The organism is Helicobacter mesocricetorum, assembly GCF_900198605.1.
GTDB classification, from domain to species: Bacteria; Campylobacterota; Campylobacteria; order Campylobacterales; family Helicobacteraceae; genus Helicobacter_D; species Helicobacter_D mesocricetorum.
In genome coordinates, this window is record NZ_FZPJ01000043.1 from 28211 (window position 1) to 45609 (window position 17399).

10 protein-coding genes are annotated in these 17399 nt (G+C 34.3%); 5 read left to right on the forward strand and 5 right to left on the reverse strand.

What is annotated here, in order from left to right; genetic code table 11:
- Nucleotides 1-11 precede the first annotated feature (11 nt).
- Together C6H18_RS08130 and cfrA are read left to right on the forward strand one after the other, a co-directional pair.
- The gene (locus C6H18_RS08130) at nucleotides 12-374 is read left to right on the forward strand and encodes a DUF779 domain-containing protein (RefSeq protein ID WP_104722606.1); all 363 of its coding nucleotides are present in this window, start codon (nucleotides 12-14) and stop codon (nucleotides 372-374) included.
- 194 nt (nucleotides 375-568) lie between these two features.
- On the forward strand, nucleotides 569-2653 hold the full coding sequence (gene cfrA, locus C6H18_RS08135; protein ID WP_104722607.1) for a TonB-dependent ferric enterobactin receptor CfrA: 2085 nt from the start codon (nucleotides 569-571) through the stop codon (nucleotides 2651-2653).
- 265 nt (nucleotides 2654-2918) lie between these two features.
- Here cfrA and C6H18_RS08140 read toward each other — a convergent pair whose 3' ends face one another.
- The 3 genes from C6H18_RS08140 to C6H18_RS08150 are packed head-to-tail and all read right to left on the reverse strand — an operon-like array spanning nucleotide 2919 to nucleotide 8173.
- The gene (locus C6H18_RS08140; RefSeq protein ID WP_104722608.1) at nucleotides 2919-5183 is read right to left on the reverse strand and encodes a flagellar hook-basal body complex protein; all 2265 of its coding nucleotides are present in this window, start codon (nucleotides 5181-5183) and stop codon (nucleotides 2919-2921) included.
- A 14-nt stretch (nucleotides 5184-5197) separates the two neighbouring features.
- Nucleotides 5198-6085, reverse strand: a complete 888-nt coding sequence (flgD, locus tag C6H18_RS08145; protein ID WP_104722609.1) for a flagellar hook assembly protein FlgD — start codon at nucleotides 6083-6085, stop codon at nucleotides 5198-5200.
- A gap of 9 nt (nucleotides 6086-6094) precedes the next feature.
- Entirely contained in the window at nucleotides 6095-8173 is a 2079-nt protein-coding gene (locus C6H18_RS08150; RefSeq protein WP_104722610.1) for a flagellar hook-length control protein FliK, read from the reverse strand.
- Nucleotides 8174-8296: 123 nt separating this feature from the next.
- On the opposite strand from C6H18_RS08150, the gene typA reads away from it, so the two are divergent.
- The 3 genes from typA to C6H18_RS08165 are packed head-to-tail and all read left to right on the forward strand — an operon-like array spanning nucleotide 8297 to nucleotide 13864.
- A complete protein-coding gene (gene typA / locus C6H18_RS08155; RefSeq protein ID WP_104722611.1) occupies nucleotides 8297-10096 on the forward strand; it encodes a translational GTPase TypA in 1800 nt (599 codons plus the stop codon).
- Nucleotides 10097-10105: 9 nt separating this feature from the next.
- The gene (locus C6H18_RS08160; protein ID WP_104722612.1) at nucleotides 10106-12472 is read left to right on the forward strand and encodes a ribonucleoside-diphosphate reductase subunit alpha; all 2367 of its coding nucleotides are present in this window, start codon (nucleotides 10106-10108) and stop codon (nucleotides 12470-12472) included.
- Entirely contained in the window at nucleotides 12473-13864 is a 1392-nt protein-coding gene (locus tag C6H18_RS08165) for a PhoH family protein (protein ID WP_104722613.1), read from the forward strand. It abuts the gene before it with no gap.
- Here the strand turns inward: C6H18_RS08165 and xseA are convergent.
- Nucleotides 13861-15123: an exodeoxyribonuclease VII large subunit gene (gene xseA, locus C6H18_RS08170; RefSeq protein WP_104722614.1), complete on the reverse strand. Its 1263-nt coding sequence runs from the start codon at nucleotides 15121-15123 to the stop codon at nucleotides 13861-13863. The genes C6H18_RS08165 and xseA overlap by 4 nt on opposite strands.
- A complete protein-coding gene (gene oadA, locus C6H18_RS08175; RefSeq protein ID WP_104722615.1) occupies nucleotides 15123-16913 on the reverse strand; it encodes a sodium-extruding oxaloacetate decarboxylase subunit alpha in 1791 nt (596 codons plus the stop codon). The genes xseA and oadA overlap by 1 nt, the downstream gene beginning before the upstream one ends.
- Nucleotides 16914-17399 lie beyond the last annotated feature (486 nt).

Sequence of the window (17399 nt, forward strand, 5' to 3'; positions counted from 1 at the left end):
TAAGGATGGATATGGTTAAGCAAGTGATTGCTACTCAAAAGGCATTAGAGCTTATTCAAAAACTTAAAGATGAATATGGCGAGTTACTTTTTCATTTAAGTGGTGGCTGCTGCGATGGCTCTGTTCCTAATTGCTATCAAAAAAAAGATTTTAAAGTCGGAGCTGGTGATGAGCTTTTGGGAGAGATAGGTGGAGTATCATTTTATATCCCAAAAAGCCATTTAGAATATTATAAACATTCACAACTCATTATAAACGCAAAAGAAGGTTATGGTAGTGAGTATTCTTTGGAATATGGAAGTGGAGAAATGTTTGTTTTAGAGTCAAGATTATTAAATGATGAAGAAATACAAGCATTACAATCTGTGCCTTAATGTCACTTTAAAACATTCTTATAACTCACTCTCACTATAACCCCACAATCCTAAAAAGCCTAAAAATTTATTGAGGATTTAGAATTCTCTATTTAAAAAATAAAAATAATTATTATAATAAAAAAATAAGAAGATTTCTGATAATATACTAAGAGCTAAGAGCTAAATACAATACAACAAGACAAGGAAAAGATATGTTAAAAAATGGTTATCTTAAAATCACATTAAGTTCTCTATTACTATCACAAGTAGGAATAGCTTCTTCAAAGTATGTTTTAGATACTTCTGTTGTTAGTGCTTCGGGATTCTTACAAGATGTAAAAGATGCTCCTGCTACTATTAATGTTATCTCTAAAGAAGAATTATCTACTAAGCCCTATCGTGATGTAACTGAAGCTATTGCAGATATTCCCGGGGTAGATTTGTTTGCTTCTAAAGGAAAAACAGGAAGTTATAATATCACTATGCGAGGGATTACAGGATACACTCTTGTGTTGGTCGATGGTAGGCGTCAAGGGGTTGGTGGAGAGGTTGGACCAAATGGCTTTAGTGAAATTGCGAATGCTTTTTTGCCTCCTCTCTCTGCCATTGAAAGGATAGAGATTATAAAAGGTCCTATGAGTACCCTTTATGGTTCAGAGGCTTTAGGTGGAGTTGTCAATATCATTACAAAAAAAGTCAGCAAAGAGTGGGGATTAAATGTCCAAAGTGATGCCCTCTTTCACAATGATTCAAAATGGGGGAATAGTTATTCTGTAAGTCTCTATGGAAATGGTCCCTTAGCAGAAAACTTAGGATTAGCCTTGCGTTACCGACAATTTCATCGGGAGAGTTCTAATGTAACATACACCAACTCTACCGGAAACATCGTTCCAGCAACCCAAGCACAAAGCCCAACAAGAGCCAATAACTTTAATGCCGGAGCCAAACTTACTTATCTCCCTACACCAGAAGATACCATAGCTTTTGATATAGATTATTCTAAAAACTCTTATAACAATAAAAATGCTCAACTTGGGACTTTGACAACCCCTATGAATGGAGGTGGTTTAACAGGTGGATATACCACTCAAATGAATGTTGATAAAATCGTAACTTATCTCACCCATCAAGGAACTTATAGCAATTTTAATCTTGATTCAGGAATCCAATATAATCGTGTTACCAATGATGGAAGAGAGGTTGTAGGACAAGCCACACAGAAACATTTAGGACAAAACAGAGATATTAAAGCAGAAGATATTATTATAGATACCAAAGCCGTTATTCCCATAGGAGAGAAAAACATTTTAAGCCTTGGAGGAGAATACAAATTAGAAAAAATGCACGATAAGATTGCTAATCCAACAAGCTTTGATCAATACCTTTTAGCGGCTTTTGCTGAAAATGAATTTTCGATTTTAGAGAATTTAAACTTAACCTTAGGAGGAAGATACAATTATCACGAAATTTTTGGTAGTAACTTCTCTCCAAGGGCTTATTTGGTTTTTAATCCTAATAATGCTTTAACACTCAAAGGTGGTGTAGCAACAGGATTTAAAGCCCCTTATGCCAATCGTTTAATAGCGGGAGAATATAACTATGGAGGACAAGGTAAATACCCTATTTATGGAAACCCTAATTTAAAAGAAGAAACCTCTATTAACTACGAAGCCTCTGCTATCTATAATCAAGAAAACTATTATCTAAGTCTAACAGGATATTTTACAAAGTTTAAAGATAAAATCTCTACTACAAGATTCAATAAAGATCAAAATGTCCCAAGTATTGGAATTTGCTCTGCAGATCGTTGCTTTCAAGCCATTAATCACGGAGAAGTCGATTATAAAGGGATAGAATTAGCAGCTGGAATCACTCCTGCTAAACATCTTAGCTTTGACTTTGCCTACACCTACACAGACAATGAAGTCAAAGATTCAAGCACAATAAATGCCATAGGTAAGCCAGAAAGCGGTTCATTAAAGCATAATTTTATGGGAAAAGCCACTTATAGAATCCTAAAAGCCACTCCTTACCTTAAAGCAGAATGGCAAGGGAATAGATACAGAGATCCTAGCGAATACAACAATGTCAATCGGTATTATAAAAACATCTTCTTACTCTCTTTAGGTTTAGGCTATGAGATTAATAAAGATTGGCATTTAAATGCAGGGATTTACAATCTACTCAATAAAGACTTTACAAAAGACTTTGTAGAATCTGATGGAACTTGGTATAACACTTATAACCGCGTAGAAGAAGGAAGAAGATATTGGCTTTCTCTAAGCGCAAATTTTTAAATAATTTAGAACTCCTTGTAAAATAGAATTTAAAGAACTCTTCTTTAAATTCTTCATAAAACTTCAAATCCAAAAAGCCCTTGCAAATTACCAAAATTGCAAGATACAATCTCCAAGACTACAATAACTTGCTATAAAACTAAGAATCCTAAGTATAAATCTATGCCCAAGAGGAAGTTTTATAGTTTTAAAGGCTTTATAGTTTTAATAGCATTTGCACTTATAAATAAACCACCAAAAGCTATTTCCTTTAACTTTATTACTATTAATTGCGTTTTAGTTGAATAGCCTCTTGCATAAGCTGGTCTGCAGTAGTTATAGATTTTGCACTCATTTGGTAGCCCCTTTGATAAATGATTAAATCCGTTAAGGCTGTCCCTGTATCAACATTGCTTGTTTCTAACATATGATCTAAGATTCTTCCGTATTTTAAAGCTGCATATCCCTTATCTTCCCACGCCAAAAGAGGGGGTCCGCTCACTATGGAAACTTCCCCATTTCTTAGACGAATATTCATCTCCAAAAGATTCCCGCCCACCTTGCTTAATCCTTGATCATTAACAAAGGCTGCAATGCCAAATCTTCCTAAAGCTTCAAACTTATTATTTGTAAAATTCGCTAAAATAATCCCTTGATCATTAATAACAATCTCTTTTAATATGCCTTCAGGAGCACCATCTTGCGTAGTGGATTTCACACTAGAATCAGCATAAGCAAAATTACTCGAAACTTTGCCATCTTGGCTTTTTGTTAAATCCACACTAATATTTCCATTCCCAAAAGGAACTTGAAAAACAGGTGCTTCTAAGCTCCCATCTGGATTGAAACTTATCTCATTAATAACAGGAGTGTCGCTAAGGAGTGTTTTACCCGTAGCATCATAAATCGCACTCCTTACCTCCCAACGCTCATTAATTGGTGGAGTGATACTTTGGTCTCCTTGCTCTATAAGGATATATTGATTTTTTAAGATAAATTTTTTTCCTGATTCATCATAAACTTCTGTATTACTCTCATAGGTTGGGACTTGTAATTGTGTGCTACTCACGGAATTTACAGCAACAATCTTCCACCCTATATTATCTTCTAGTGGGTTGGTATCTCCTGCCTCATTAACCTTTTGATAAAGCAATCCATTTAAAGCAACAATACTATTTTCCTCATAATTTGTTCCTTCTTGATAAGTAGCAACTTCACCTATGACAGAATCAGCAATTTCTTTCCAAGAATTGGTATCATCAAGAGGATTACCAACTTGTGGGTTATTATTAGGTTCTCTTTGGTAAATTTTTCCCTCAAAAGCAACTAAATCTCCCTCTTGATAAGTTTGATTTTGGCTATAAGTCTCCACCCTACTTGTATCTATTAGCTTCCAAGAATTAGCATCATTAAGAGGATTATTAGCTGTGGTGCCATCACCATTTTTTTGAAAAACCAATCCTTTGTATTTAACATAATCACCCTCTGCATAATCAGTAGCGGCATCAAATTCTTTAATACGCGTTTCAAAAATAGAATCTAATTTTTGATTGACTGCTTTTAAGCCCAATTTATCAGCCAATTTACCACTAATACCTAAAGTAATATTTTGCATCGTATTATTGCCAAGATACAGAGAGCTATCTGTTGGAAGTCCCTTATTATCTAGTTTTATTCCAAGATCTAAACCGGTATTTTTTTTGATTAATTCACTTAATTCTTGTATAGTAGTAAAACTATTTTCACCCTCTTTACCATAAGTAAAAGTATAGCTTTTAGTTTGTTTATTTTGGGTAATGCTAAAGGTAATATCTTTGAAATTTTGTGCATCTAAAGGAGTGCCTTTAGAATCCATAAAGGTATTTATATCTTGATTAAGAAATTTTTCTTTATCAAAATCCCCTTTTTCATCTTGCAAAATATTAATAGGCTTACCATTTTGGGTGCGATTTAGATTAATCGCCAAACCTATTTCACTAGTTAAAGTCGGTCGATAATATAATTCTTTAGGTATTTGTATTGGCTCTAAGGTTGAACCTCCAAGCTTGGCATAGTCTTGCTCTAGATCATTAGTAGCCATAAGCGTTCCATCTGCTGCGATTTTTTTAAGATTAATCCCATACATATAATAACCCGAAGAATTTACCAAATATCCCTCACCATCAAGACTAAAAGATCCATCTCGTGTGAAATAATTTTGTCCCATAGCCGTTACAGGATTCCCGACATCAAAAGAACCATTTTTATTAGTCCCAACAACAAACCAACCCCTTCCTGAATAAGCCACATTAAATTCCCCATCAGATTTTACATAACTTCCATCATTAGCATTAATAGCATTAGAAGCAATTTTTACTCCATAGTTATAGTCATTATTAATAGGAGAATTGGAATTCACATAATTAAGGCTACTTGCAAAAAGACTACTAAATTCTGGCGAATTTGCCCTAAAACCCGTTGTATTAACATTGGCAATATTATTAGAAGTAACATCAATCCCAAATTGATGAGTTTTAATACCACTTATTCCACTATAAAGAGATCCCACCATAGTCAAATCCTTCTTTATTTTTTAGGATAGAAAGTTTGCGCTGAAGTGATTGGCATAATAAAATGATCACCTAATTTAATATAAGGCACACCTTTATCATAAACAATACTTTGAACCTCTCCTCTTCCCATCTCGGTAGTTAAATATTTATTAGTCTTAGAATCAAGGTTATATTCGGCACTAATATTATACTCTCCTGCTTTCACAAAACTACCGCCATCATCTCTTGTATCCCATTCAAATTCAATATACCCACTTTTTCCATCGTATTCTTTAAGGCTGATTTCTTTAACAATTTGTGTAGTATCTTTACCATCTTTATCTTTAACTTTAGTCGTAATAGTAACCTTTGGGTCTCCTTTAGAGGCATCAATGGGCTTGTCAAAATAGAGTGAAAAATTTACCTTATCATTATTAGAAAGCGTAATAGCAGAATATCCTGTTTCAGCAATTTTACCAATCACATCTACCGCACTATAACCATTTAAAATATTTCCATCTGTGATACTACCTGCTAAAGTCTGCATAGTTTTAAGCATATTATCTTGTGTTTGGATAAGCTTTTCTTGGGCTTCAATAGTTTTTTCATTGGTTTTTTGCATACTCTCCATAGCAGTTGTCATTTTTTCCATCGCAGTTTTCATCTTTTCTTGTGCTTCCACTTGTGTTAATTGTGCAGTTTGTGTCAAAATTTCTTGCGTCTCCATAGGAGCTGTTGGGTCTTGGTTTTTAAGTTGCTCTAAAAAAAGTCGCATAAAGGCTTCATTATTTAAAGAATTCCCTCCTGTGGGTTTATCTTTGCTAGGAATAGGAGAATCTCCGGGAAAAGTGCTATTGTTTGTATTAGTTGCTGTATTTGTATTATTTGTTGCAGTTGTGTTAGTTGTGTTAGTTGTAGTCATTTTTACTCCTTAAGCATCATAGGAAAAGCTCAAATCCATATAAGAAATCTCTCTATAAGAATCATCGGCTTGTTGATAAACATACAAGCCATTTTCATTCCTCTTTTGATTATTTTGAGAGTTTTGATGAGAATTTTGTTGAGAACTTCCTCCATTGGAATCACTAAATCCTCCTCCTAAGCTATTTCCACCTGTATCTTTAAAATCCATTTGCACTTCATTAAACCCTAAGCTACTTAATTGGTTTTTAAAATCTTGTGCATTTTGCATAAAAAGCTGTAAGGCTTGTTGATTAGAACCAATTTGGATATGGATATTATCCCCCCTTTTTGTAATAGTAAGCTCCACATTGCCTAAATTTTGAGGGTCTAATTCTAAAGAAATTTTAGTAACTGGTGGGCGATAATTTTGTAAAGCCTCTTTAAGCTTATCACTGAAGTGTGCAAAGGTATTTTGAACACTAAAACGTTCTGTATTTTGACTTTGTATCGCACTTTGATAAACTTCTTGATGACTTTTTTCTTTGATTTCTTTTTGTGTAAGACTTGCTTCTTTAGTCTCTTGGGTTAAAGAGCTTTTGAGTGAATGTTGCATTTTTAAGAGATTATCCAAAAAATTTTGCTGCGCTCCCTCTTTAGTTTGCATTTCCTCTTTAATGATATTTTGGATATTTTGCTTCTCTTCTTGCAAAGCAAAATGTTGTTTTTGGTAAGGTTTATCTATTGCTTTATCTTCTTTTATAGTTTTTCTTTCTTTTTTTATAGAAGAATAAGGATTTTTCTCTTCTTTCAAGGAAGTTTTTAGTCTCTCTTGCTTATTTAAACTTTCTTTTATTGGTTTAGTAGCTGTTTTAAGAGGGGATTCTAAAATAAAATTAGAATTTTTAGGAGTCTCACTCATAGGCTCTTTTGGGTTTAAGGAGGCTTTAGAATCTCTTAATACCTCTTTTTTTTCTTCCTTGGTAACTAAAGTAGGAATGATTTTCTCTTGGATTATATGTTTTGCCTCTTTTTTGGGGTTTTCTACTATTTTAACTTCTTCTTTTACTGCTTGGGTGTTTTTAGGATTTTTTAGCTCTTTTCCTAAAGTAGGAGTTTCTTTAATTTTCTCTTGCTTTGGTAAAAGAGATTTTTCTACCTTTTTCCCATTTTCTAAGATTTTTTTATCTTGTAAGAGATTCTCACTCATAGGCTCTTTTGGGTTTAAGGAGGCTTTAGAATCTCTTAATACCTCTTTTTTTTCTTCCTTGGTAACTAAAGTAGGAATGATTTTCTCTTGGATTATATGTTGTGCCTCTTTTTTGGGGTTTTCTACTATTTTAACTTCTTCTTTTACTGCTTGGGTGTTTTTAGGATTTTTTAGCTCTTTTCCTAAAGTAGGAGTTTCTTTAATTTTCTCTTGCTTTGGTAAAAGAGATTTTTCTACCTTTTTCCCATTTTCTAAGATTTTTTTATCTTGTAAGAGATTGCTTAACACCTTATCAGAAGTGGATATTTTTTCACGTTTTAACCCCTTAACATCTTTGCTTTTAGGCTTTTCAAAAATCTCTTGTAATGAAGCTTTATTAGTCTTTTGTAACTCCTCTTGAAAATTTATTTTTTTCACATTAAGGTTTAAATCATTTGCTTTTTGAAGAACATCTTTTATTGTCTTAGGAGATTTTGCTTCTTTTGCCATTTGTAATAATTCTTTAGCATTTTGTGGAACAGACCTTAAAGTCTCTAAAGAATGTGCCTTTTTTGTAGGCTTGTCTTCTATTGCTATTTCTAAGGATTCTTTAGTTGTTTTAATAATCTTTTTATACTCTTTTTTAAAAGCAATGTTTCCTTCTTTTGTTTCTATGATTGGTTCTTCTTTAATCTCTTCCTTATCTACATCTGCAATATTCTTTTCTTTAAGCAATAGATTAATTGCTTTTTTTTCTAGGTTTTTACCTTTTTTCTTAACTGCTTCTTTATCTTCTATCAAATCATTAAAAATTTTTGAAAAAGCTACTTCCTCTTGCGATTCCTCTTCTATGGAAGATTTATTCTTATCTTTAGATAAATTGGTTAAATTACTTTTATCTATTTCAAGAAAAGAAAACATTTATCACCTCTAAAACTTATGGATTTTTACTCCAATACAAGCAAATAGTATTCCTAAAATTTAGATTTTCTCTAAGACTATTTTCGATAAAATCCGCACAATTTTTATTTTCAAGGGAATAGTATGCAAGAGATTAGAAACATTGCCGTTATTGCTCACGTTGATCACGGAAAAACCACCTTGGTTGATGGTCTGCTTAGACAATCAGGAACCTTTGCAAGCCACGAACAAATCGATGAACGCGTAATGGATAGTAATGATATTGAAAAAGAAAGGGGTATTACCATTCTTTCAAAAAATACCGCTATCCATTATAAAAACACAAAAATCAACATCATCGACACTCCCGGACACGCTGATTTTGGAGGTGAGGTTGAGAGGGTTTTAAAAATGGTTGATGGAGTTTTATTGCTTGTTGATGCACAAGAGGGAGTAATGCCACAAACCAAATTTGTCGTCAAAAAGGCTCTAGCACTAGGGCTTTGCCCCATTGTTGTCATTAATAAAATCGATAAACCCGCTGCAGCCCCTGATAGAGTGATTGATGAAGTCTTTGATCTCTTTGCCGCAATGGATGCTAATGAAAAGCAACTTGATTTTCCTGTAATTTATGCAGCAGCAAGAGATGGCTATGCAATCAAAAACTTAGAGGATGAGAAAAAGAATCTCGAACCCCTCTTTGATGCGATTTTAGAATATGTCCCATTGCCTAGTGGAAATAAAGAAAATCCCTTACAAGTGCAAATCTTTACTTTAGATTATGATAATTATGTAGGAAAAATCGGAATTGCAAGAATCTTTAATGGCAAAATAAAAAAAGGTGAAAATGTGATGTTAGCCAAAAGCAATGGAGAAAAAACCACGGGTAAGATTACAAAACTCATTGGCTTTTATGGACTTGCTAGGACAGAGATACAAGAAGCACAAGCGGGGGATATTATTGCTTTAGCTGGGTTTCACTCCATTAATGTAGGGGATTCTATTGTAGATATTAATAACCCTATCCCTCTTGATCCTATGCACTTAGAAGAACCTACAATGAGTGTCAATTTTGCGGTTAATGATTCTCCTTTTGCAGGATTAGAGGGCAAACATGTAACCGCCAACAAGCTCAAAGAGCGATTAGAGAGAGAAATGCAAACCAATATTGCAATGAAAATTGAAGAACTAGGCGAAGGGAAGTTTAAGGTAAGCGGTAGAGGGGAATTGCAAATTACCATTCTAGCAGAGAATCTAAGGAGAGAGGATTATGAGTTTAGCATCTCACGTCCTGAAGTTATCGTCAAAGAAATAGATGGCAAGAAATGCGAACCCTTTGAAACCTTAGTTATTGATACACCCCAAGATTATTCTGGTAGTGTTATTGAAAAATTAGGGAGAAGAAAAGCGGAGTTAAAAGCTATGAATCCAATGGGAGAAGGTTATACAAGATTAGAATTTGAGATTCCAGCTAGAGGGCTTATTGGTTATCGTAGCGAGTTTTTAACTGATACCAAAGGTGAGGGGGTAATGAATAATAGCTTTTTAGAGTTTCGCCCCTTTAGCGGAAATGTGGAAACAAGAAATAATGGAGCTTTAATCTCTATGGAAAATGGAGAAGCCACTCCCTTTTCTTTAGGGAATATTCAAGAAAGAGGAGTTCTCTTTATCCCTCCTCAAACAAAAGTCTATGTAGGGATGATCATTGGAGAGCATAGCAGAGAAAATGATTTAGATGTTAATCCTATAAAGGCGAAACATTTAACCAATATGCGTGCAAGTGGAAGTGATGATGCTATCAAACTCACCCCACCCCGTGATTTAAATTTAGAGAGAGCCTTAGAGTGGATTGAAGAAGATGAGATTTTAGAGGTTACACCAAAAAATATTCGGATTCGTAAAAAAGTCTTAGATCCAACACAAAGAAAACGAAAAAATAAATAAGGAAGAGAAATGCTAACAGTTATCAAAAGAAATGGACGCGTTGAACCCCTAGATGTTGCTAAAATACAAAAATACACTAAAGATGCTGTAAAGGGATTAGAAGGGGTTTCCCAAAGTGAGCTAGAAGTTGATGCGAAATTGCAATTTAGAGATAAAATCACTACCCAAGAAATCCAACAAACACTCATTAAAACTGCTGTGGATAAAATCGACATTGATTGCCCTAATTGGACTTTTGTAGCAGCACGATTATTTCTTTATGATTTATACCATCGTGTCAATCGGTTTAATGGCTATAAAAGCTTAAAAGAATATTTAGAATTAGGAGAGAGAGAAAATCGCATTATTAAAGGAATGAAAGAAAAGTTTAATTTAGAAAGATTGGATTTAAAGATTGATAAAACAAGGGATTTGCAATTTACTTATTTAGGGATTAAAACCCTCTATGATAGATACTTATTAAAAGACAAGCAAGGCGACCCCATAGAATTACCCCAACATATGTTTATGGGGATTGCGATGTTTTTAGCACAAAACGAAGAATATCCAAACTATTGGGCAGAACAATTTTATGACTTACTCTCTAAATTTGAAGTTATGGCAGCAACCCCTACTCTCTCAAATGCAAGAACACCGCGCCATCAATTAAGCTCTTGTTATATTGGAAGCACTCCTGATAATATTGAAGGGATTTTTGATTCTTATAAAGAAATGGCACTTTTGAGTAAATATGGTGGAGGGATTGGCTGGGATTTTTCTAAGATTAGGGGCTTAGGGAGCTTTATTGATGGGCATAAAAACGCCGCTGGGGGAGTGATACCTTTTTTAAAAATCACTAATGATATTGCTATTGCTGTGGATCAACTTGGCACTAGAAAAGGAGCTATTTCTGTTTATTTAGAGCCTTGGCATAGTGATATTTTTGATTTTGTAGATATTAAGAAAAACAGCGGAGAAGAAAGACGAAGAACACACGATTTATTCCCCGCATTATGGATTCCCGACCTTTTTATGAAGAGAATCGCCGAAGATGGCTTATGGAGTCTTTTTGACACACTCACTTGTTCAGATTTAACCAATCTTTATGGGGAAGAATTTGAAATACGTTACCAACAATACGAAGCTGATGAGAGTATCCCTAAAGAAACCATTAAAGCCAAAGAATTATGGAAAAAAATCTTAACAAGCTATTTTGAAGTGGGATCGCCTTTTTTATGCTTTAAAGATAATGCCAATAGAGCAAATCCCAATGGGCATCGTGGAATCATTAGAAGCTCTAACCTCTGCACAGAAATATTCCAAAACACTGAACCCAATAAATGTTTTATTCGTGTAGAATTTGAAGATGGTAGCATTGAAGATTATCCTGAATTTCAAGAAATTTTAGTTGATAGTGGGGTTAAAAAACCCTCCAATAAAATCACTTCTTTGGATAGTATTAAGGGCAAAAAAGTTTTTATCGCCCAAAGGCAATCCATAGATGGAAAAACCGCTGTTTGCAACCTAGCTTCTATTAATCTCTCTAAGGTTTATACCAAAGAAGATATAGAGAGGGTTGTTCCTGTGGCTATTAGAATGCTTGATAATGTGATTGATTTAAACTTCTACCCTAACCGCAAAGTTAAAGCCACTAATCTTGATACGCGCTCTATTGGGCTTGGCATAATGGGAGAGGCTCAAATGTTAGCAGAATCCAAAATAGAATGGGGAAGCAAAAAACATTTAGAAAAGATTGATGAAATTATGGAAATCATCAGCTACAACGCCATTAAAGCAAGTTGCGAATTAGCACAAACTAAAGGGGTTTATAACGATTTTGCAGGTTCTTCTTGGTCGCAAGGAATATTTCCTATGGATAGAGCAAATACAGAAGCTAAAGCACTTGTAGATAGAGGCGGACTTTTTGGATTTATTTATGATTGGGATTCTTTACGCAATGAAGTAAAGACTAAAGGGATTCGCAATGGTTACTTAATGGCTATCGCCCCTACAAGCTCTATTTCTATCTTAGTTGGCACAACACAAACTATCGAACCTATCTATAAGCGCAAATGGTTTGAAGAAAATCTAAGCGGACTTATCCCAGTAGTCGCCCCTAATTTAAACTTAGAAAATTGGAATTACTATATTAGTGCTTATAATATCGACCAAACCGCTATTATAAAAGCAGCCGCTGTGCGCCAAAAATGGATTGATCAAGGACAAAGCACCAATATCTTTATGTCTTTAGAAAAGGCTAGTGGAAAATACCTCAATGAAATCTATACCCTAGCTTGGAAATTAGGATTAAAATCTACTTACTATCTCCGCTCTCAAAGCATAGAAGCAGAAAACTCCACAATGGATAGAAGCATTGAATGTGAAGGTTGCCAATAAGTGAATAAAACTTATTTAATCGATACTTCCATTATTTTAGATGATGTAGAAAATCTCTTTTTTCTTCATCAAAATGGCGAGAATACTATTTTTATCTGTGATGTTACCTTAAGCGAACTTGATAAAAAGAAAGACTTAAGCACACAAACAGGATTTTTTGCAAGGGAGTTTTTTCGCAATATTTTAAGTGATGAATCGCATATCTCCTCTTTTAAACCCCTTTTAGAAGACAGTATCCATAGCATTAACTTTGCCTACAATGATACAAAAATCCCCTTACAAATCATTCATCGCCCCAAATATGAGATTCAACATTTAGATTATGGTTTAAATGATGCAAGAATCTTAGAAATTGCCAAAGATTATGGTTTTATATTGCTCACTAATGATATTTCTCTCAAAGTCTATGCCATCTCTAATAATCTCATCTCCCAATCTTTAATGCGCGATAAAATCGACAATCCTCATTCTATCAACTTTCTCTACACCCTTAGAGCGCATAAAAGAGACCTCTCCTATTCCCTACAAAATAACAAAGATTTTCTAACATTAAAAAATTGGAGCTTATTAGAAATTGATGAAGAGGATAACACAGAAAGCTCTCTTTATCTAACAGGGAAAAAATATTATGGGATTAAGCTAGAAGGAAAGTTTGAAGAGCTAAATTTCGATGAAATCTTGCAAGAAGATAAACTCTATATTCACCCCATTAACTTAGAGCAGAAATTCCTTTATACAATCTTAACCCACCCCAAAAACAAAATTACTATTTGTAGCGGGGCAACAGGTAGTGGAAAAACACTTATTGCCCTACAAGCTGGAATTACCTTGCTTAAAAAAGGAGTAGTCAATGGCATTATTTATATGCGAAATACCATTACCGCAAATGACAAAGAAGCCGAATTAGGCTTTAGAAAAGGCGATGAAGCACAAAAACTTAGTTATTTTATGTATCCTCTCTTTAGCACCATTAATTTTATGATTACAAAAATGCAAAAAGAATCTCTAGCAAAAAGGATAGAATACAAAGGAGAGGCTAATAGTTTTGAGAGCAGAGAAGCCACAGAATATTTTCTCCAAAAGCATAATATTGAAGTTATGGATATAGCCCACGCCAGAGGTGTAAGTATCGCAAAGAAATTTATTATTTTTGATGAGGCACAAAATGCTTCTAACGCAACCATTAAACTCATTGGCACAAGAATTGCCGAAGATTCTAAAATAGTATTTTTAGGCGATCCTGCACAAATTGACCACCCTTACCTTAGCAAATACCGCAATGGATTAGTAAGCTTGTTAAAAAAGGCAAAACAAGATGATTTTCTAGCAGGAATTGTCTTAAAGCACACCATTAGAAGTGAGATTGCAGGTTGGTTTGAGGATAATTTCTAAGAGTTTTTATCCTCTAAAGAATGAATCTCTAAGACCTGTGCTAAAACTCTAGCACGACTATCCTCTAAAGTAATATTAGAATGGAATTTTAAATCTAAGAGATTTTGGATAGGTTTTTGATGAATATGGGCAAACACATAACCCTTTCTTTGATAGTTTTTTGGATTCTTAGATTCTAAGCTTAATCGCAGAGATTCTAAATGGTTTTGATTTTTATAAAATGTCTCTTCTAATTTTTGCATCAAATTCATCTCAAGAGGTTTCAAGGCATATTCGTATTTTTTCAATTTTGATTCAAGTTTTTGTTGGAGAGATAAAGATAAATAATGGAACTGGTGATAAAGATTTTCTATCTTATGAAAGAAAGGATTCTTCTCTAAAAGCATTATTAGGGTATTGAGAGTTCTTAATTTGCTTTCTAAAGTATGCTTGATCCTCTCTTCTAAATTCCTTTGCAAAAAGTCCAATCCCATTAGGCATTCATTCTTATCAGGTAAAAGCAATTCCATTGCTGCTGATGGCGTAGGAGCGCGTAAATCCGCCACAAAATCACTTAACACCACATCAGGCTCGTGTCCTATGGCAGAAATAACAGGTGTTTTCATATTAAAAATAGCTTCAACAACCAAAGGTTCATTAAAAGCCCATAAATCCTCTAAACTCCCCCCACCTCTTGCCAAAACTACACAATCCACCCCTAAAGAATCGGCATATTTTAGATTCCTAGCAATCTCTTCTTTAGCACCCTCACCTTGAACCAAAGTATCAAGCAAAAAAAACTCTGTTAATTCCCACCTCTTTTGTGCAACCCTTAACATATCGTGCAACACTGCCCCACTCTTAGAAGTAAGCAAAGCCACTTTTTTAGGGAATTTTGGAATTAACTGCTGTTTTTTAAAATACCCTTTCTTTTCGTATTCTTCTTTGAGTTGCTGATAAGCTAAGGTTAGCTCACCAATGCCACTTGGAGTAGCACTTATACAATTTAATTGGTATTCACCCCTTGGAGTATAAAGAGAAATAGCACCAAAGAGAATAACACTACTTCCCTCTGTAATTTTAAATTTCAACTTCGATACATTTCCTCTAAACATTACGCATTTAAGGTTAGAATCTTTATCTTTTAAAGTAAAATACAAATGCCCGCTAGAATGGTAAGTGCAGTTGCTCACTTCTCCACAAACACTTACTTGTAAAAAAGTAGCCTCTAATAAACTCTTAATTTGCAGATTTAATGCACTAACACTTAAAACTTGCATTATTCAACAAGCATAATTGCAAGATTTGCACTAATTTGCTGCCCCTCTTTAGCATAAATCTCTTTAATCTCTCCACCAATAGTTGCTAAAACCTGATTTTCCATTTTCATAGCTTCTACAATCGCTAAAACATCGCCCTCTTTAATCTTATCCCCTACTTTTACATAAAGCTTTGTTAGATTTCCCGGCATTGGAGAGATAATATGACCTGGCAAACTTGCTTGAGGTAAAGAATCATTACTACCTTTAGCATTAGCGGAATTTTCATTTTGGGATTCCACTAAAACTTCTTTTAAATCTCCATTGATACGAATAAAAAACGGACGAACATTTTCATCTTTAGCACCACTTCCTTCAACTTTCACCCTATAAGTTTCGCCGTGGAGATTAATCGTAAATTCCTTAGAGATTGGAGTATGAATCCCTTCTTCAAAGGTTTTAAGCGATTCTGGAGACAAACGATTTTCATTCCTCTCTTCTAAGAAAGTCTTAGCAACCCCGCCAAAAATAGCATAAGAAATAATATCTGTTGGGCTTTTTGCAAATGTTTGAGATTCTTCTTTAGCCTTTTGCATTTCTGGGGCTATTTTATCCGCTGGACGCACATCAATAATCTCTTCCCCCTCTGCCTTTATCTTATCAAGCAATTCTTGAGCAATAGGCGCAGGTGTCTTTCCATAATACCCTTTAATGATATTTTTGGATTCTATGGTAAGTGTTTTATACCTTGTTTGGCTAAGGATATTTAAAACCGCCTGAGTCCCAACAATCTGACTAGAGGGGGTAACAAGAGGAGGGTATCCAAAATCTTTTCTTACCTTAGGGATTTCTGCTAAAACTTCATCCATTTTATCTAAAGCATTTTGTTCTTTTAGCTGATTAGCCATATTAGAAATCATACCACCGGGTATTTGATTAACCAATACACGCGTATCAATTTGATTGTATTCTGATTCAAACTTTTTATATTTCCTGCGATTGCGTTTGAGTATTTCTGCTGCTTTCTCCATAAGGTTTAAATCTAATTTACTATCCCATTGCGTATCCTTAAGTGTTGCCACCATAGATTGTGTGCAAGGATGACTAGTCCCCTCCGCTAAAGCCGAATTAGCTAAGTCAATAATATCTACCCCCGCTTCAATAGCCATTAAATGAGAGCCAAAAGCAAACCCTGCTGTGGAATGAGTATGCAAAGCCAAAGGAACGCCTATGGATTCTTTAAGTGCCTTTACAAGCTCATAAGCAGCATTTGGCGTGATTAAACCTGCCATATCCTTAATAGCTACAGAATCACAACCCCGCTTTTCTAACTCTTTAGCAAGTTCTACAAAGTTTTTGATAGTATGCACCGGTGAAGTGGTATAGCAAACTGCTCCTTGTGCGTGTTTTCCCTGTTTTTTGACTTCTTCTATGGAAACTTCAAGATTCCTAATATCGTTTAAAGCATCAAAGATTCTAAAAATATCTACGCCATTTTGTGCAGATAGACGGATAAATTCGCGGACTACATCATCCGCATAATGACGATAACCAATGAGATTTTGACCCCTTAGCAACATTTGGATAGGAGTCTTTTTAAAAATATCCTTAAAAATGGCTAATCGCTCAAAAGGATCTTCTTTTAGGTATCTCAAACAAGTATCATAAGTTGCCCCGCCCCATACTTCAACACTATGAAACCCCACTTCTTCAAAAATCCTTGCGGCTTCTACCATATCTTCTGTTCGCATTCTAGTTGCTAGTAAAGATTGATGCCCATCTCTTAAACTATTTTCAGTAATTTTTATCATTCTTTAACTCCACAAATCTTATAGAAATGAAGCATTATAGCATTAATTCTTTTCTTCAAAAGACTTTTTACCTTTATTCTTAAAATATTTTTACCCCGCTTTTCTTTTAGTATCATAATACAAAGCTCAATGCCAATCAATCAAACCTACCAAATACTTAATCTTACAAACTAAGGGTTGCCACAAAAAAATTCTTTACTCCTTAAAGAAATCTAGTTTTTAATTTAAGGGAGTAATTAAACTAAGAATCCAACCAACCTAAAGACTCTAAAAAACAAATAAACCAACCAACCCCCTCAACCTTAAAACCTTACAAACAAGAGTAGGAAACTTAAGCTTTGATATAGAATTAATCATTGCTATATAATAACTCTAATAGATAATAAACAAAGCTGTCCTAATTGCTTGTAAGGTTTTAAACTTAAGGGAGTAAAGAAGTAAAGAGAATAAAGAATAAAAAGACTAACTAAAGAATAATAAAACCTA